A 16,521-nucleotide genomic window follows, 5' to 3' on the forward strand; every position below is an offset into this window, starting at 1 on the left:
CTCCCACGGCCCCTAACCTCCGTACGATCCAAGCCCTCTTACGATTCTGGCCGCCTGTGCTAGATTTTGGCCATGCGGTCAGAAAATCAGTCGGGCGGCCAAAAGGCGCGCTCGTTCATCGAGGAGGCCAGGCGGGCGCAGATCATCGCCTCGGCCGTGGAGGTGATCGCCGAGGTCGGGTTCGGTCAGGCGTCGCTGGCGCGCATCGCCCAGCACGCGGGCATCAGCAAGGGCGTCATCTCCTACCACTTCGCCGGCAAGGAAGAGCTGATGGAGGAGGTGGTCAACAGCGTCTACGGCGAGATCGCCGCCCACGTCATGGCGCGGATCGAGGGCGTCGAAGGCCCCACCGCGATGGTGCGCACGCACATCCTCGCCGTCGCCGAGCACATGCGCGAGCACCGCACCCGGCTCAAGGCCCTCGGCGAGATCTTCTACAACCTGCGCACCGCCGACGGCGAGCCGCGCTACGGCGTCAACGCCAACGACGAGCTCTACCAGGCGATGGAGCAGATCTACGCCTACGGCCAGTCCACCGGCGAGTTCCGCGACTTCGACCGCCGCGTCATGGCCATCACCCACTTCTCCGCCATCGACGACATGTTCGCCTACTGGGTGGCGAACCCCGACCACGACCTCGACGCGCACGCCGCGGAGCTGGCCGACCTGTTCGAGAGGGCATGCAGACGATGAAGACCGAGACCGGCGCCAGGCTTTTAGCCGTCGACAACCTGCGCGTGCTGCTGACCGTGCTGGTCGTCGCCCATCACGTCGCCGTCACCTACGGCAACATCCCGCTGTGGTACTACACCGAGCCGGCCGCCGACCCCTCCGGGGTGGCGCTGGACATCCTGGTGGTCCTCAACCAGGCGTTCTTCATGGGGTTCTTCTTCCTCATCTCCGGCTTCTTCACTCCCGGCTCCCACGACCGCAAGGGCGGGCGCGCGTTCGTCCGCGACCGGCTGGTCAGGCTCGGGGTGCCGCTGCTGGTCTTCCTCCTGCTGCTGCGGCCGCTGCTCACGATCGGCGAGCACGGCATGCCGTTCTGGAAGTGGTACATCGTCTCGTGGGACCCGGGGCCGATGTGGTTCGTCGAGGTGCTGATCGTCTTCACCCTGCTCTACGCGTGGTGGCGGCGTGCGGGCCGGTCCGGCGGCCCTCGGGCCAGGACGCAAGAGGCCAGGGCGCCGAGTCTCAAGGGGGTCGTGCTGTTCACCCTCGGGCTGGCGGCGGCCACGCTCCTGTGGCGGATCCCGGTGCCCCAGGGCGCGTACGTGCCGGTGCTCGGGCTGCCCACGCCCTACTTCCTGCCGCAGTACGCGGCGATGTTCGCGGCCGGCGTGGTCGCCTTCCGGCGCGGCTGGTTCGAGGCGCTGCCCAGGCGGGCCGGGCGGGCCGGGTTCGTCGTCGCGGGCGTGGCGACCGTGTTGTTGCTGCCGCTCGCGGCGCTGACCACGGGCCTGGTCGCGGTCGCGGTCAACGCGCTGTGGGAGTCCGTGTTCGCCGTCGGCATGATCGTCGGGCTGGTGGTGCTGTTCAGGGAGCGGTTCGCCCGGCAGGGGCCGCGCGGCGGGTTCCTGTCCGCCAACGCCTACGCGGTCTACGTCATCCATCCGCTGGTGCTGGTCGCCGTGGCCTGGGCGGTGCGGGGGCTGCACGCGGCGGCGGTCGTCAAGTTCGCCCTCGTGCTGGCGGTGTCGCTGCCGTTGTGCTGGGGGCTGGCGTACGCGGTCAGGTCGTTGCCGGGGGCCAGGCGCGTCCTTTGACCGCGGGCTTGACTTTGGGCCTTGCCGGGCCTTCGGCCGCGTGCCACCATCGCGCTAACTCTTAGGAAACTTTCTTAAGAGATTCCGTGAAGGGAAGTGATCGGGGTGCGCCGGATCCTGACGCTGTTCGCCGCCGCGCTGCTGGTGGCGGGCGTCCTGTCGGCCGTCGTGCCGGCCCCGCCGGCCGGGGCGGCCACGTGCGCGACGCCGTGGAACGCCACGACGGCCTACAACGGCGGCGCGGTGGTGTCCCGCGGCGGGCACAACTGGTCGGCCAGGTGGTGGACGCAGAACGAGACCCCCGGCACCGCCGCCGTCTGGGCCGACCAGGGCGCCTGCGGCGGTGGCGGGACCCCGACGCCCGGCTGCGGCGACCACCCGAACTGGGTGGCCGGCCGGTACTACGCCACCGGCAGCATCGTGCGGTACACCGACGGCAACTACTACGTCGCCGTCCACGACAACCCCGGCTACGACCCCGTGATCAGCACCTGGTACTGGGACCCGTACGCGTGCGACGGCGGCGGCACGCCCACCGACCCGCCGGACCCAGGAGGCTTCGTGGTGAGTCAGGCGCAGTTCGACCAGATGTTCCCCGGCCGCAACTCCTTCTACAGCTACAGCGGCCTGACCACGGCGATCGCCGCCTTCCCCGCCTTCGCCGGGACCGGCTCGGCCACCGTCAGGAAGCAGGAGGCCGCCGCCTTCCTGGCCAACGTCAGCCACGAGACCGGCGGGCTGGTCTACATCGTCGAGCAGAACACCGCGAACTACCCGCACTACTGCGACGCGACCCAGCCCTACGGCTGCCCGGCCGGGCAGGCCGCCTACTACGGCCGCGGGCCCATCCAGCTGAGCTGGAACTTCAACTACAAGGCCGCCGGCGACGCCCTCGGCATCAACCTGCTGAACGACCCCTGGCAGGTGGAACGGAACGCGTCCGTGGCCTGGAAGACCGCGCTGTGGTACTGGATGACCCAGAACGGCCCCGGCACCATGACCCCGCACGACGCCATGGTCAACAGCCGCGGCTTCGGCGAGACCATCCGCAGCATCAACGGCAGCCTGGAGTGCAACGGCGGCAACCCGGGCCAGGTGCAGAGCCGGGTCAACGCCTACCAGCGGTTCACCCAGATCCTCGGCGTGGCCCCCGGCGGCAACCTGTCCTGCTGACCGCCTCCCGGCGCCCGGTCAGGCCGGCCGCGCTCCCGTGGGGGCCCGGCCGGCCTGATCGGCCGGCGCGCGCCGCTCGGTGGTCTCCAGGTAGCCGCGCAGGGCGTGCCGGGAGCGGGTGAGCGTGTCGATCTGCTCGTCGAGGCCGCGCAGCCGGGCGCGCAGCGTGTCCAGCAGCTCGGGGCAGGGCACCAGGTCGGGGTCGGGGCCGGTGACGCAGGGCAGCAGGTACGCGATCTCGTCGGTCGACAGCCCGGCGTCGAGCAGCTTCCTGATCTGGGCCACCGTCAGCACGGCCCCGTCGTCGTACTCGCGGTAGCCGCTGGCGCGGCGGCTGGGCTCCAGCAGGCCCTGGGCCTCGTAGTAGCGCAGCTGGTGCGGGCGGACCCCGGTCCGCCGGCTCAGGTCACCGATCAGCACGGCCGTCCCCCTTGACCTTCATACCGGTCTGAACGTTGACGATTCTCCCATAGCTGCTGAATCACCTCTTTGGGAGAGCGACTGTGATGACGAAGGAAAGCCGTACCCCCGTGACCGTCCTGGGCCTGGGGCTGATGGGGGAGGCGCTGGCCGGGGCGTTCCTGCGGGACGGCCGGCCGACGACCGTCTGGAACCGCACGGCGGCCAAGGCCGAGCGGCTGGCCGGGCAGGGCGCCGTCCCGGCCGGGTCGGCGCTGGAGGCCGTGGCCGCCGCGCCGCTCGTGGTCGTCTGCCTGACCGGGTACGACGCCGTGCGCGAGGTGCTCGACCCGCTGGGCGCCGCCCTGGACGGCCGGGTGCTGGTCAACCTCACCTCCGGCACCTCCGCCGAGGCCCGCGACACCGCCGCGCGGGTGGCCCGGCACGGCGGCGCCTACCTCGACGGCGCGATCATGACCACCCCCGCCGCCATCGGCACCCCTGCGGCCGCCCTGCTCTACAGCGGCCCGCGATCGGCCTTCGACCTGCACGAACCGGCCCTGCGCAGCCTCGGCGGCGCGACGACGTACCTCGGCGCGGACCACGGCCTGTCGGCGCTCTACGACGTCGGGGTGCTGAGCCTGATGTGGAACATCCTCAATGGCTTCCTCCAGGGCGCCGCGCTGCTCGGGGCCGCCGGGGTGGAGGCCGCGGCGTTCGCCCCGGTCGCGCGGAACGGCGTCGAGACCGTGGCCGGCTGGCTGGCCGACTACGCGCGGCAGATCGACGAGGGCGCGCACCCGGCCACCGACTCGACCCTCGACACGCACGTGGCGGCCATGGATCACCTCGTGCACGAGAGCGAGTCGCACGGGGTCGACGCCACGCTGCCGCGCTTCATCAGGGAGCTGGCCGGCCGGGCCGTCGCGGCGGGCCACGGCGGCGAGGGCTACACGGCGCTGATCGAGCAGTTCCGCAAGCCCTCCGGCCGGGACTGACGACGGCGGGCCCGCGCGCCAGGCCCGCCGACCGGCGGCGGATCCTTGCGCCCCCGCCGTCGGCCGGCGTCGTCGGTCGCCGCCGTCAGTCGGCGTAGAAGCCGTCGAGGACGTCGGCGTGGCGTTCCTCGACGGCCTTGCGCCTGATCTTCAGGCTGGGCGTCAGCTCGCCGGTCTCCACGGTGAAGTCGCCGGCCAGGATCGCGAACTTCTTGACCGTGGCGTAACTGGCCTGGTCGGCGTTGACCTGCCGGATCGCCTTGTCGACCTCCTCGCGCATGCGCGGGTGCCCGCACAGCGCCTCGGGGTCGGCCGGCAGCGACTCGGCCTCGGCCCATGGGCGCACGACGTCCATGTCGAGGGTGATCAGCGCCGTCACGTAGTTGCGGCGGTCGCCGTGCACGAACACGTGCGAGGCGAACGGGCAGGCGGCCTTGATCCGGCCCTCCAGGTAGGTGGGGGCGACGTACTTGCCGCCCGAGGTCTTGATCAGCTCCTTCTTGCGGTCGGTGATCAGCAGCCGGCCGGCCTGGTCCAGCTCGCCGATGTCGCCGGTGTGCAGCCAGCCGTCCGCCAGCGCCTCGGCCGTCTCCTCGGGCAGGCCGTGGTAGCCGCGCATGACGCCGCGCCCGCCGATGAGGATCTCGCCGTCGCCGGCGATGCGGACCTCGGTGCCCGGCAGCGGCGGGCCGACCGTGCCGAACCGCACCGACTCGGGACGGTTGAGGAAGCTGCCCGCCGACGACTCGGTCAGGCCGTACCCCTCCAGGATCGTCAGGCCGGCGCCGTCGAAGAACTCGGCCACGTCCCGCGACAGCGGCGCGGCCCCGGAGATGAAGAAGCGGATCCGGCCGCCGAAGCGCGCCCGCAGCTTGGCGAAGACCAGCCGGTCGGCCAGCGCGTGCTCGACCCGGGTGGTGAGCGGGACGGCCGCCTCGCGCTGCCGCGCCCTGCTGACCCGCAGGCCGGTCTCCCGCGCCCACTCGAAGATGCGCAGCTTGACCCCGCCCTCGCGGCGCACGGTGGCGACGACGGTGTTGTGGATCTTCTCGAAGATGCGCGGCGCGGCGGCCATCACGGTGGGGCGCAGCGCCCCCAGGTTGTCGGCGATGCGGTCGAGGCGGCCGTCGATCGCGGTCGGCACGCCGATGTCGATCATCACGACCTCCAGCAGCTTGCCGAACGAGTGGGACAGCGGCAGCCACAGGAAGTGCAGGTCGTCGGGGGACAGCAGGCCGATCTCGCGGACCGAGCCCGCCGCGAACAGCCAGTTGTCGTGGGTGAGCTCGACGCCCTTGGGACGTCCGGTGGTGCCGGAGGTGTAGATGAGCGTGGCCAGGTCGTCCTGGGCGATGGCGTCCACCATGGCGTCGTACTCGTCCGGCGCGTCGCTCTCGCCGTGGCTGAGCGAGTCGAGGGTGACCACCCAGCCGTCGTCGCTCGCCGAGCCGTCGACGACCACCACGCACGTGACGTCGGGCAGCTCCTTCTGCACGGACCTGAGCTTGGCCACCTGCTCGTCGTCCTCGGCGATGACGATCGTGCTGCCGGAGTCGGTGATGACGAAGGCGCACTCGGCGGCCGTGTTCGACGGGTAGATGGTGGTGGTGGCCGCGCCCGTGGAGAGCACGGCCAGGTCGGCGAGGATCCATTCGAGCCTGGTCGAGCAGAGGATCGACACGCGCCTGCCGGGCCCCGCGCCGAGCCCGGACAGCCCCAGCGCCAGTCCGCGGACGCGCCGGCCGACCTCGCTCCACGACAGGGAGGTCCACGCCTCGCCCGACGGCACCCGGTACGCCTCGGCGTCGGGGGTGGCCGCGATCCGGTCGCGCAGCAGGGAGGGAATGCTGGACATGCCTGACCTCCTGAGGGGTGTGCCGCCGACTCTAGGACGAGTGCGCCGGATCAGTCGATGGCCGTGATCGACCTGCCGCCGGCCGGGGGCGGTCCGGCGCACGCGACCGTCCTGGACGTGCGCACCTCCCACGCGCCGCATGCGCAGCGCAGGTAGGAGACCACGCCCTCGGAGGTGCGGTGGGAGGAGACGAGGGTCAGGGCGAAGGGGTCGTGCGGCTCTCCGGGATGCATGACTCCAACCTGATGTAATGACCTTGTGCATTTCAACACTTACGGCGGCAACGGCGCCGAACTCGCCGCGGCCCTCGTCAACGCGAGGGACTTCAGCCCGGCCGCGGTGCGGGAGACGCTCACGGCCAACGCCATGCGGCGCACGGACGTCACGCCGGCCCAGGCGGCGGAGCTGGCGGCCTGGGCGCGCCGGCTGGCCCCCGTCTTCGGGGAGCCCGACCTCGACGTGCAGGTGCGGCTGATCAACGAGCTGCTGGAGATCACCGCGTCCAGGCCGCACATCAGCACCCACGACGGCCTCGAACCGCACCTGCACTTCTTCTCCGCCGAGGCCGACATCGTCTCCAGGGCCAAGGACACCACCGCGGGCGGGCTGGCCATGGCCGTGTGCTTCTCCGACGGACGGCGGCTCGGGCGGTGCGACCGGACGGGGTGCGAGACCGTCTATGTGGACACCTCGCGTAACGGGCGGCGCCGGTTCTGCTCGCTGACCTGCGCGAACCGGGTCAACGTGGCCGCCCATCGAGCCCGGGACGTTGCCCGTCGGTCGTCTTTCGGGTAATGTGTCCGGGTCGTATCGCCGACCCCTGGGGGCAGTTGACGTGAGGATCTGAGGCCGCGGGCACCGCGCCTACCGCCCGGTCACGGGCTCTGTCGCGTGCGCACCTCGACCTCGGCGACCTCTTCGCCCCGGTTCTTCCCAGCTCAGGCTGTCCGGTTGTCGCGCGCGCAGCGGTGTTCCCGCCAAGTCACGAAATTTCGATTTTTGTGATGGGAGCCGCCTGATGTCTTTTTCCATTGTCGTCGATCACGTGTCCTTCGCCTGGCCCGACGGGACCATGGTGCTCGACGGTCTCGACGCCGCCTTCCCCGCCGGGCGTACCGGGCTCATCGGGGCGAACGGGTCGGGCAAGTCCACCCTGCTCAGGATCATCGCCGGGGAGCTGACCCCGGGGTCGGGCTCGGTCTCGGTCACCGGCGAGGTGGGGTACCTGCCGCAGAACGTGCCGCTGGCGGGCAGCCGCACGGTGTCCGACCTGCTGGAGATCAGCGGGAAGCGGGCCGCGCTGCACGCCGTCGAGAACGGCGACGTCGCCGAGGAGCACTTCACCGCCATCGGGGACGACTGGGACGTCGAGGAACGCGCGCGGGCCGAGCTCGACCGGCTCGGGCTCGGCCACGTCGGGCTCGACCGCACGGTCGCGACGCTGTCGGGCGGCGAGGCCGTCATGGTCGCGCTGGCCGCGCAGCTCCTCAAGCGCCCCGCCGTGCTGCTGCTCGACGAGCCCACCAACAACCTCGACCTGGACGCCCGGCGGCGGCTCCACGCCGCGGTCTCGGCGTACCCGGGTGTGCTGGTCATGGTCAGCCACGACCGGGCGCTGCTCGGCCTCGTGGACCAGATCGCCGAGCTCCGCGACGCCGCCGTGCGCCTGCACGGCGGCAACCTGAGCGACTACGAGCGGCAGGTCGCCGCCGAGCAGGAGGTGGCCGAGCGCACGGTCAGGACCGCCGAGGGCGAGGTGCGTCGGCAGCGGCGCGAGCTGATCGAGGCCAGGACCAAGCTGGACCGGCGCGGCCGCAACGCGCGGAAGGCGTTCGAGAACAAGAAGGTGCCCAAGATCGTCGCCGGCGGGCTGAAGATGAAGGCCCAGGTGTCGGCGGGCAAGCACCGCGCGCTGCACGAGGAGCGCCTGGCCGAGGCCAGGAACAGGCTGACCGAGGCCGAGCTGGCCGTGCGCGACGACGCCGAGATCCGCGTCGAGCTGCCCGGCACCGCCGTCCCGGCCGGCCGGACCCTCCTGGCGCTGCCGCTCGACCGTGCAGACCGTGCAGACCGTGCAGACCGTCCAGACCGTCCAGACCGTCCCGACCGTCCCGAGCGGCCCGGCCGGCCCGATGGCGCGCCCGGCCGGGACGGGCTCAAGGCGCTCGACCGGCTGGTCGTCCGGGGCCCGGAACGCATCGCGCTGCTCGGGCCCAACGGGTCGGGCAAGACGACCCTGCTGCGCAGGATCGTCGAGCACGGCGCGCACGTCCCGGTGGGGTACCTGCCGCAGCGGCTGGACGTGCTCGACGACGCGCTGAGCGTCGTGGACAACGTCCGGGCCGTGGCGCCGGCCGCCTCGGTCAACGACGTGCGGGCGCGGCTGGCCCGCTTCCTGTTCCGGGGCTCGCGGGCCGACCAGCCCGTGGGCACGCTGTCGGGCGGCGAGCGGTTCCGCGCCGCCCTGGCCGCGCTGCTGTCGGCCGATCCGCCGCCGCAGCTGCTCCTGCTGGACGAGCCGACGAACAACCTGGACCTGTCCAGCGTCCGCCAGCTCTCCCAGGCGCTGGCGGCCTACCGGGGCGCGCTCGTCGTGGCCAGCCATGACGTGCCGTTCCTGGAGACGCTGGGCATCACCCGGTGGCTGCGACAGGATCGCGACGAGGGACTGGCCGAATCGTAATTGACGTCTGGGGATCAACCGGGCAATAGTGGGGCAGGTGGCTTCACCCCGGTTGATCTCCTGCGTTCTCGCCCTGGCGACGGTGACGCTCGCCGCCTGCTCCTCCCCGCCACCGCTGACCGGCGGTGAGCCGAAGGTCAGCGGCGTGGCGGACGGCAAGGGCGGAGCCTTCAGCGGCGATCCCGGTGGCGACCCCGGCGGGGACCCCACGTCCGGCTCCAGCCCCGCCGTCAGCGCCCTGACGCCGGAGGCGTACAAGGGCGAGCTCGACAGCAGGCACAAGGCGATGACCGGCGCGATCAGCGGGCTGGCCGGCGCGCGCGGGGTCCAGGCGCTCAACCAGCGCGTGGACAAGGCCGAGCAGGCGCTGAGCGGCGCCGCCGACGCCCTGTCCGCGATCGCGCCGCCCGCCGAGATCCGCGCCCAGCACGACGCGTACGTCACCAGCCTGCGCGACGTCGCCGCCGAGCTCGGCTCCACCGCGGGCAAGGTCGGCAGCCGCGAGCTGTGCACCTCCTCGGCCGTGCTGAGCGACCTGAACACCAAGCTCACCGCCCTGAACAAGGCGGGCGAGGCCCTGCAGAGCGCCGGCGACTACCCGGCCGACGTCGTCACGGTCAAGGCCGGCGGCAAGCAGAACAGGCGGCTGAAGAACGGCGCGTTCATCCGCCGGACCTCCCTCGGCGGCCGCAGCTCCCTGGAGGTCGACAACGGCGGCAGCCGCGACGCCGTCGTCACGGCGGTCAGGGGCGGCGGCAAGACGTTCAGCGTGTACGTGCGCAAGAGGGCCAAGTTCAAGGTCAGGGGCGTGCCCGACGGCACGTACAAGATCTACTTCACCCACGGCGTGGACTGGGACGGCAAGAGCCGGTCCTTCAGCCGCCAGTGCAGCTTCGAGCGGTTCCAGAAGTCGGTGAAGTTCAAGACCACGGTCACCGCCACCCAGATCCTCTGGCACGACTGGCGGGTCACCCTGCACGCCATCTCCGGCGGCAACGCCCGCACCGCGCCCGTCAACCCCGACGACTTCCCGAGCTGACCCTCCAGGCCCGGGCCCGCACACGCAAAAGGGCCGCGCGGACGCGCGGCCCTTTTCCGGCTGCCGGGGCGATCAGGTCGAGAACAGCATGCCCACCCAGCTGCGCTGGCGGTGGTGGCCGTAGTGGTGACCGCCGTGGTGGGGAGCGCCCCAGGCCGGCCCGGGGGCGGGGGGCGGCGGCGGAGCGGCGTGGTACTGCGACTCCATGCGGGTCAGGGTCTCCAGCTCGCCATAGTCGAGGAAGATCCCACGGCAGTTGTCGCACTGCTCGATGTGGACGCCGTTGCGCTCATATGTCCGCATGTTGCCGCGGCACTTCGGGCACTGCATCTAAGTCGCTCTCCTTGGATCCGGGGTCTCAGGCTGAAACCTACCGCGTGCGGCCCCCGTCACGCTCGGACGATTCTGCTGCACGATTCGATTAACGCGTGCTCCACCTCGTCGAGTTCCCGGTTCTCGCGCTCGGCGTTGAGCACGGCCACGGCGGCCAGTTGCACGGTCAGCGCCCGGGCCGGCAGGTCGAGCCGCTGCCAGGGATCGTCGCCCTGGCCGAGCGCGGGGCCGCCGGAGGCCAGGTAGGCGCCGAGGAACCGCTCCCAGACGGCCGGCTCCAGCAGGCCCGCCGCGTACCAGGCGGCCGGTCGCGCCAGGTCCCAGGCCGGGTCGCCGACGCCCAGGTCGTCGACGTCGATGAGCAGCCACCGGTCGCGGCAGACCAGCTGGCCCAGGTGCCAGTCGCCGTGGGTGAGCAGGCCCGGCACCGGGGCCGGCTCGGGCAGCTCCTTGAACGCGTGCCGGACGAGCTGCTCGACCGGGCCGTCGCCGCTCATCCTGGACACCGCGCGGGCGGCCCGCGCCGGGCCTCCGGCGGGCGGCATCGGCGGCACCACCGTCAGGGGGACGGCGTGCAGCCGGGCCAGCAGCCGCGCGCCCTCCTCCCAGGGAGCGGACCCCGGATCGTCGTGGGGGACCGGGCGGCCGGCCGGCCAGACGCTGACCGCGCGGCCCGCCGCCGTCAGCACCTCGGCCTCCAGCGGGGCCAGCAGCACGCCGTTGACCGCGGCCGCGGCGGCGGCCCTGAGGCGGGCGCGCAGCGGCTCCACCTCGTCGCGGGCGGAGTGGGCCTTGACCACCACCTCGCCCATCCGTAACACGACCACGTCGGTGCGTGTCTGGTGTCGCACGGGTTCGCCCGTGCCGCCGTACGCTGCGGCGATGCCCGCAAGCTCCTCCTCTAGACCCACTCGTACAGAGTATTGGGCAGTGTTGGGGGTAAATGCCGTCGTGATGGCGGAAGCAAGGGAGTGGGCGGCGCTGGCGCGCGAGTGGCTGAGGGCGAGCTCGCCGCGGGCCGCCCAGGCGTTGCGCGAGCATGATCAGGAGGCCGCCCGGCGTCGCCGGGAGCGGCGTCCGGCGCCGCGCCGGGGGAGGCCCGTGGACCAGGAGGCCGCCCGCGAGCCGGCGCGGTGGGCGGTCGAGCCCGAGGCGGCGGACGGTCCGGGCCAGGAGGAGATCGAGCGGGCGCGGGCGGCGCTGACGCGGGCGACCTCGCTGGAGCGGGCGCGGGCCCGTGCGCGGCGGGAGCGGGGGCACGGGTGACATGACGATGAAGCCACCCGCCCCCTCGGCGAGGGCCGCCGTCAGGCGCTGCCGAGCCTGACCGCGCCCGCCCCTACTTCCGCAGCCAGAGCATGTAGTACGGGCTGTCCCAGCGGCACTCGTACTCCTTGTATCCCTTCGTGACGAGCAGGGTGGTGCCCGCCGACACGCAGTTCTGCAGGGTGCGGTACGCCTGGTACGGGGTCCAGCTCGTGGCCGAAGCGCCGGCCGGGGCGGCGACGGAGAGGGTGCCGACGGCGAGGGCCCCGGCCATGGCCAGGGCCACGCCGAGCCGTGCGGACTTCTGTCGCATGCATCGTCCTTCCTCGTGGGCGGCGCGGACGCGCCGTGTTGATCATTTCCACGGTAGCGCTTCTTGATCAAAAAGATGCCCTTTTTGTCGATCTTGTACCTTTCGTGTGGTTGGAGATCGCGAACCCCGGTCGGCCAGACTGGGACCATGAGAATCGGTTTCGCCGTACCCCAGTCAGGGCCCTGGGCCACACCGGAGAACATGCGCCGCGTCGCCGCGCGGGCCGAGGAGCTCGGCTACCACGAGTTGTGGACGTTCCAGCGGCTGCTGTACCCCGTCGGGCATCCCATGGGGCCGACCTACCGCGGCGTCCACGACCCGCTGGTCACGCTGGCGCACCTGTCCGGCATCACCGGGACGATCCGGCTGGGCGTGGCCGTGGTCAACGCGTACGTGCAGCCCGTCGTGCTGGCCAAGCAGCTCGCCACCCTGCAGACCCTCTCCGGCGGCCGGGTCAGCGCCGGCATCGGGCTCGGCTGGGTGCCGGAGGAGTTCGAGGCCGCCGGCGTCGGCATGGAGCGGCGCGGGCGCAGGGGCGAGGAGTTCGTCGAGCTGCTGCGCAAGGCATGGACGGACGACGTCGTCGAGCACGACGGCGAGTTCTACCGGGTGCCGGCCGCCCACATGGACCCCAAACCGGCGCCGGGGCCGCCGCAGGTCCTGCTGGGCGGCACCGCCGAGGTCGCGCTGCGCCGGGCCGGCCGGCTGGCCGACGGCTGGATCAGCTCCAGCAGGGAGGACCTGTCGGCGGTCGAGGGCCGGATCGCTCTGATCAAGGAGGCGATCGCCGCCGCCGGGCGCGACGCGGCCTCGTTCCGCTACGTCTGCCGCGGCGTCACGCAGGTGCGGCCGGCCGGCGCCGAGGACGCCCGCCGGCCGCTGACCGGCACGTACGAGCAGATCAGGCAGGACGTCGCCGCCCTGGCCGCCGCGGGCGTCACGGACGTCTTCCACGACCTCAACTTCGACAAGGAGATCGTCACCGCCGACGCGGGGGAGGCGATGCGCCGGGCCGAGGAGGCCCTGGAGGCGCTGGCGCCCTAACCGCCGTAGGGGACCGTGATGATCTCCAGGTTGTGCCCGTCGGGGCCCGACCAGTAGAGGCCGCGGCCGCCGTCGTGGGTGTTGATCGTGCCGGGCCTGGTGTGCCCCGGATCGGCCCAGAACGTCAGGCCGCGGCTCCTGATCCGCCCCCAGATCTGGTCGAACTCCTCCTCACCGACGAGGAAGGCGTAGTGCTGCGGCGTCACCTCGCCGTCGGCCTGCATCACGTCGAGCGAGACGTCGTTGGCCAGCGTCACGACCCGGAACGGGCCGTAGACCGGCGCGGGCTCCAGGCCGAGGACGTCGACCAGGAAGGCGGCCGTGGCGTCCCGGTCGGTGGCGGCGACGATGGTGTGGTTCAGCTGCACGGGCATGCGTTCACGCTACGTGCCGCAGCGCCTCGGCGGCCACCGCGCACCGCAGCTCGCGCATCCCCGGCCGCCCGCGCACCGGATGGACGGCGTTGGTCAGCAGCACCACGGTCAGCCCGCGCGCCGGATCGACCACCAGCGACGTCCCGGTGAACCCGGAGTGGCCGTAGGCGCCGCTCAGCGGGCCCACGATGCCGGGGTCGCCGATCCGCACGCCGAGCCCGTGCCGGAACGCCGCCCCCTCCACCCCCTGGTCGCGGGTCATCTCGGCCACGCTCGACGGGCTCAGCATCGCGCCCCCGCCCAGCCGCAGGGCCTCCCCGAAGGCCAGCAGGTCGTCCGCCGGGGCGAACAGGCCCGCGTGCCCGGCCACCCCGCCCAGGGCGTGGGCCGTCTCGTCGTGCACCTCGCCGCGCACGCAGCCGGGGCCGGGGCGTTCCGGCTTGAACTCGGTCGCGGCGACGCGCTCGGCCCGTCCGCCGCCGCCGCCGACCGGGCGGTAGCCGGTGCCGGCGAGGCCGAGCACGTCCGTGATCCGGGCGCGGACCAGGACGTCGAGCGGGGCGGACCCGGCCAGCTCGGCGATCCGGCCGGCCATCACCATGCCGACGTCGCTGTAGAGGTAGGGGCCGCCGACCGGGCCGGTGACCGGCGTGGTGAGCATCGCGGCCATGCGCTCCTCCGGCCCGGCCTGCGGGAGCTCCAGATCGATCCGGCGGGTCGGCGTCAGGCCCGCCGTGTGGGTGAGCAGGCGGCGCAGCGTGATCCGCGGGTCGGCCCCGGGGATCCACGCCCGGACCGGCTCGTCCAGGTCCAGCAGGCCCTCCTCGGTGAGCGAGAGCACCACCGACGTGGTGCACAGCTTGCTGACCGAGGCCAGGTCGAACACCGAGTCCCGGCGCGCGGGGGGCCGCTCGGCGGCGAGGGTTCCCGGGCCGCCGGACCCGGCGCCCGGCACGCTGCCCGGCACGCCGTCGGAGTCGCCGTCGGAGTCGCCGTCCTGGGTGCCGCCCGGCACGGCGTCGGTGTACCTGACCAGTTCGCCCACCGCCGCGGCGGCGGTCACCGTGCCGTGCGCGGCGATCAGCGCGACCGCCGCCGGGCACACCTGCGGCACCGCGGCGGCCAGCAGGCGCTCCAGCCGGTCCGACATCCCCGTTCCCCCCTCGTCAAGCCCCCGACAGTCCCCCGGGGGCGTCCCGTCCGGTACGTCAGCCGCTGAGCGCGTCGCTGAGCCGCTCTCCGTGCGACTCCAGCAGCGCGCGGGCCGCGTCCGGGTCCAGGCCGTGCTGGATCATCACCACGGCCGTCTTCGCCTGCCCGCCGGCCGCCTCCAGCGCCGCGCCCGCCGTCGCGGCGTCGGCCCCGGTGATCTCGCTCACCATGCGCAGCGCGCGGGAGGCGAGCTTGCTGTTCATGGCCGACATCTCGATCATCTTGTTGCCGTAGGTCCGGCCCAGCCGGACCATGGAGATCGTCGAGATCATGTTCAGCACGAGCTTCTGCGCCGTGCCCGCCTTCAGCCTGGTCGAGCCCGCCACCACCTCGGGCCCCACCACGACCTCGATCGCGTGCTCGGCGGCGGCCGACAGCGGCGCGCCCGTGTTGCACGACAGCGCCGCGGTCAGCGCCCCCCGGCCGGCGGCCTCGGCCAGCGCGCCCAGCACGAACGGGGCCCGCCCGCTGGCCGACACGCCCACCACCGAGTCGAGCGCGCCCACCTGCAGGTCCTTCATGGCCGCCGCGCCCGCCTCGGCGTCGTCCTCCGCGCCCTCGATGGACCGGGTCAGCGCCTCCGGCCCGCCCGCGATGACGCCCTGCACCAGCGAGGGGTCGGTGCCGAACGTCGGCGGGCACTCGCTGGCGTCGAGCACGGCCAGCCGTCCCGAGGTGCCGGCGCCGACGTACAGCAGCCTGCCTCCCTCGGCCATCCGGGCGGCGATCGCGTCGATGGCCGCCGAGATCGCCGGCACGGCCGCGGCCACGGCCACGGGCACCTCGGCGTCGGCCTGGTTCATCAGTCGGGCGATCTGCTCCGTCGGCAGCCGGTCGATCTGGCTGTAGCGGGGATCGCTCTGCTCGGTGGACAGCTCGGGCAGCGGATCAATCATGACGCTAATTTCCACCCTTTACTTCTCAGTTGTAAATATCTTTCAGAGAATGGATCCATGTCACACGTACGCACCGGAGCCGAACGGCTGGCCGCGGACCCCGCGCTGGCCGGCGGCGCCCGTCTCGGCCTGATCACCAATCCCACCGGCGTCCTGCCCGACCTGACCCCCACGACCGACGCCCTGCTGGCCGCGGGCCTGCCCCTGACCGCGCTGTTCGGCCCCGAGCACGGCCTGCGCGGCACGGCCCAGGCGGGATCGAGCGAGCGCGACGCGGTGGACCCCGCGACGGGACTGCCGGTCTACGACACCCACGAGCTGTCGGGCGACGACCTCGACCGCGTGGTCGCCGCCTCCGGCGTGGACACGCTGGTCTTCGACATCGCTGACGTGGGCGCCCGCTTCTACACCTTCGTGTGGACCATGTACGACCTGCTGGCCTCGGCTGCCCGCCTGGGCCTGTCGTTCGTGGTGCTGGACCGGCCCAACCCGCTGGGCGGGACCGTCGAGGAGGGCCCCCTGCTGGACCCGGCGTTCGCCAGCTTCGTGGGCCGCTTCCCGCTGCCCGTGCGCCACGGCAGGACCGCGGGGGAGCTGGCGGCGCTGTTCGGCTTCGACGCCGACCTGCGGGTGGTGACGATGGAGGGCTGGCGGCGGGACATGAGCTGGGCGCAGACCGGCCTGCCCTGGGTGATGCCCTCGGTCAACATGCCGACCCCCGACACCGCGCTGGTCTATCCGGGCACCGGGCTGTTCGAGGGCACCAACTTCTCCGAGGGCCGCGGCACCACCCGGCCGTTCGAGCTGGTCGGGGCGCCGTACGCGGACGAGCGTTACGCGGCCGCCCTGAACGGGCTGGAGCTGCCCGGCGTGCGGTTCAGGGACACCTGGTTCACCCCGACGTTCCACAAGCACGCGGGCGTCCCCGTCCGCGGGGTGCAGCTGCACGTGCACGACCCGCGGGCCTTCCGGCCGGTGCTGACCGGGTTGTCGATGCTGCACACGGCCCGCGTCCTCTACCCGGACGACCTGGTCTGGAAGGGCGATGACCTGTTCCTCGACCTGCTGTGGGGCTCCGACACGCTCACGCGCTGCCTGGAGGCCGGGGACGACCCGCGCGAGCTGTGCCCGCCGCCCGGCCGTCCAGAAGGACATCTGCTCTACAGCTGA

General features: G+C 72.8%; 19 protein-coding genes. 10 read left to right on the plus strand and 9 right to left on the minus strand.

What is annotated here, in order from left to right:
• The first annotated feature begins 72 nt into the window (after positions 1–72).
• From AB0J71_RS07570 to AB0J71_RS07580, 3 genes are all read left to right on the plus strand, one after another.
• A complete protein-coding gene (locus AB0J71_RS07570) occupies positions 73–693 on the plus strand; it encodes a TetR/AcrR family transcriptional regulator (protein ID WP_352326786.1) in 621 nt (206 codons plus the stop codon).
• The gene (locus tag AB0J71_RS07575) at positions 681–1,766 is read left to right on the plus strand and encodes an acyltransferase (RefSeq protein WP_364413298.1); all 1,086 of its coding nucleotides are present in this window, start codon (positions 681–683) and stop codon (positions 1,764–1,766) included. The genes AB0J71_RS07570 and AB0J71_RS07575 overlap by 13 nt, the downstream gene beginning before the upstream one ends.
• Before the next feature lie 105 nt (positions 1,767–1,871).
• The gene (locus AB0J71_RS07580) at positions 1,872–2,939 is read left to right on the plus strand and encodes a glycoside hydrolase family 19 protein (protein WP_352326788.1); all 1,068 of its coding nucleotides are present in this window, start codon (positions 1,872–1,874) and stop codon (positions 2,937–2,939) included.
• A gap of 18 nt (positions 2,940–2,957) precedes the next feature.
• On the opposite strand, the gene AB0J71_RS07585 is transcribed toward AB0J71_RS07580, so the two are convergent.
• On the minus strand, positions 2,958–3,359 hold the full coding sequence (locus AB0J71_RS07585; protein WP_352326789.1) for a MerR family transcriptional regulator: 402 nt from the start codon (positions 3,357–3,359) through the stop codon (positions 2,958–2,960).
• Positions 3,360–3,445: 86 nt separating this feature from the next.
• Between AB0J71_RS07585 and AB0J71_RS07590 the strand changes: the two genes are divergently transcribed.
• Complete coding sequence (locus AB0J71_RS07590; protein WP_352326790.1) at positions 3,446–4,336, plus strand: NAD(P)-binding domain-containing protein; 891 nt, start codon at positions 3,446–3,448, stop codon at positions 4,334–4,336.
• An 85-nt stretch (positions 4,337–4,421) separates the two neighbouring features.
• Here AB0J71_RS07590 and AB0J71_RS07595 read toward each other — a convergent pair whose 3' ends face one another.
• Together AB0J71_RS07595 and AB0J71_RS07600 are read right to left on the minus strand one after the other, a co-directional pair.
• The gene (locus AB0J71_RS07595; RefSeq protein ID WP_364413300.1) at positions 4,422–6,191 is read right to left on the minus strand and encodes a long-chain fatty acid--CoA ligase; all 1,770 of its coding nucleotides are present in this window, start codon (positions 6,189–6,191) and stop codon (positions 4,422–4,424) included.
• Between the two features lie 50 nt (positions 6,192–6,241).
• On the minus strand, positions 6,242–6,424 hold the full coding sequence (locus tag AB0J71_RS07600; protein WP_352326792.1) for a hypothetical protein: 183 nt from the start codon (positions 6,422–6,424) through the stop codon (positions 6,242–6,244).
• 25 nt (positions 6,425–6,449) lie between these two features.
• Here AB0J71_RS07600 and AB0J71_RS07605 point away from each other — a divergent pair, with 25 nt between their 5' ends.
• The 3 genes from AB0J71_RS07605 (at position 6,450) to AB0J71_RS07615 (ending at position 9,913) form a co-directional block, all read left to right on the plus strand.
• Positions 6,450–6,986, plus strand: a complete 537-nt coding sequence (locus AB0J71_RS07605; RefSeq protein ID WP_352326793.1) for a CGNR zinc finger domain-containing protein — start codon at positions 6,450–6,452, stop codon at positions 6,984–6,986.
• Between the two features lie 223 nt (positions 6,987–7,209).
• Positions 7,210–8,874 (plus strand): ABC-F family ATP-binding cassette domain-containing protein, encoded by a 1,665-nt coding sequence (locus AB0J71_RS07610; protein WP_364413302.1) that lies wholly within the window; start codon positions 7,210–7,212, stop codon positions 8,872–8,874.
• Between the two features lie 37 nt (positions 8,875–8,911).
• Complete coding sequence (locus AB0J71_RS07615) at positions 8,912–9,913, plus strand: hypothetical protein (RefSeq protein WP_352331029.1); 1,002 nt, start codon at positions 8,912–8,914, stop codon at positions 9,911–9,913.
• Between the two features lie 72 nt (positions 9,914–9,985).
• Here AB0J71_RS07615 and AB0J71_RS07620 read toward each other — a convergent pair whose 3' ends face one another.
• Together AB0J71_RS07620 and AB0J71_RS07625 are read right to left on the minus strand one after the other, a co-directional pair.
• The gene (locus tag AB0J71_RS07620) at positions 9,986–10,243 is read right to left on the minus strand and encodes a zf-TFIIB domain-containing protein (RefSeq protein WP_352331027.1); all 258 of its coding nucleotides are present in this window, start codon (positions 10,241–10,243) and stop codon (positions 9,986–9,988) included.
• A gap of 59 nt (positions 10,244–10,302) precedes the next feature.
• On the minus strand, positions 10,303–11,157 hold the full coding sequence (locus tag AB0J71_RS07625) for a phosphotransferase (RefSeq protein ID WP_364389668.1): 855 nt from the start codon (positions 11,155–11,157) through the stop codon (positions 10,303–10,305).
• Positions 11,158–11,197: 40 nt separating this feature from the next.
• On the opposite strand from AB0J71_RS07625, the gene AB0J71_RS07630 reads away from it, so the two are divergent.
• Complete coding sequence (locus AB0J71_RS07630; RefSeq protein WP_364413304.1) at positions 11,198–11,512, plus strand: hypothetical protein; 315 nt, start codon at positions 11,198–11,200, stop codon at positions 11,510–11,512.
• A 73-nt stretch (positions 11,513–11,585) separates the two neighbouring features.
• Here AB0J71_RS07630 and AB0J71_RS07635 read toward each other — a convergent pair whose 3' ends face one another.
• Positions 11,586–11,825 carry a hypothetical protein gene (locus tag AB0J71_RS07635; protein ID WP_352331431.1) on the minus strand — a complete coding sequence of 80 codons (240 nt, stop codon included), beginning with the start codon at positions 11,823–11,825 and terminating at the stop codon, positions 11,586–11,588.
• A 147-nt stretch (positions 11,826–11,972) separates the two neighbouring features.
• Between AB0J71_RS07635 and AB0J71_RS07640 the strand changes: the two genes are divergently transcribed.
• Entirely contained in the window at positions 11,973–12,869 is an 897-nt protein-coding gene (locus AB0J71_RS07640; protein WP_364413306.1) for a TIGR03619 family F420-dependent LLM class oxidoreductase, read from the plus strand.
• Here the strand turns inward: AB0J71_RS07640 and AB0J71_RS07645 are convergent.
• From AB0J71_RS07645 to murQ, 3 genes are read right to left on the minus strand one after another with little or no spacing between them, the layout of a single operon-like run.
• The gene (locus AB0J71_RS07645) at positions 12,866–13,243 is read right to left on the minus strand and encodes a VOC family protein (protein WP_352328216.1); all 378 of its coding nucleotides are present in this window, start codon (positions 13,241–13,243) and stop codon (positions 12,866–12,868) included. The genes AB0J71_RS07640 and AB0J71_RS07645 overlap by 4 nt on opposite strands.
• Positions 13,244–13,247: 4 nt before the next feature.
• On the minus strand, positions 13,248–14,393 hold the full coding sequence (locus tag AB0J71_RS07650; RefSeq protein ID WP_364413308.1) for a serine hydrolase domain-containing protein: 1,146 nt from the start codon (positions 14,391–14,393) through the stop codon (positions 13,248–13,250).
• Between the two features lie 58 nt (positions 14,394–14,451).
• Positions 14,452–15,351 carry an N-acetylmuramic acid 6-phosphate etherase gene (murQ, locus tag AB0J71_RS07655; RefSeq protein WP_352328218.1) on the minus strand — a complete coding sequence of 300 codons (900 nt, stop codon included), beginning with the start codon at positions 15,349–15,351 and terminating at the stop codon, positions 14,452–14,454.
• A 57-nt stretch (positions 15,352–15,408) separates the two neighbouring features.
• On the opposite strand from murQ, the gene AB0J71_RS07660 reads away from it, so the two are divergent.
• On the plus strand, positions 15,409–16,521 hold the full coding sequence (locus AB0J71_RS07660; RefSeq protein ID WP_364413310.1) for a DUF1343 domain-containing protein: 1,113 nt from the start codon (positions 15,409–15,411) through the stop codon (positions 16,519–16,521).

It is taken from the genome of Nonomuraea sp. NPDC049637, assembly GCF_040675235.1.
GTDB lineage: Bacteria > Actinomycetota > Actinomycetes > Streptosporangiales > Streptosporangiaceae > Nonomuraea.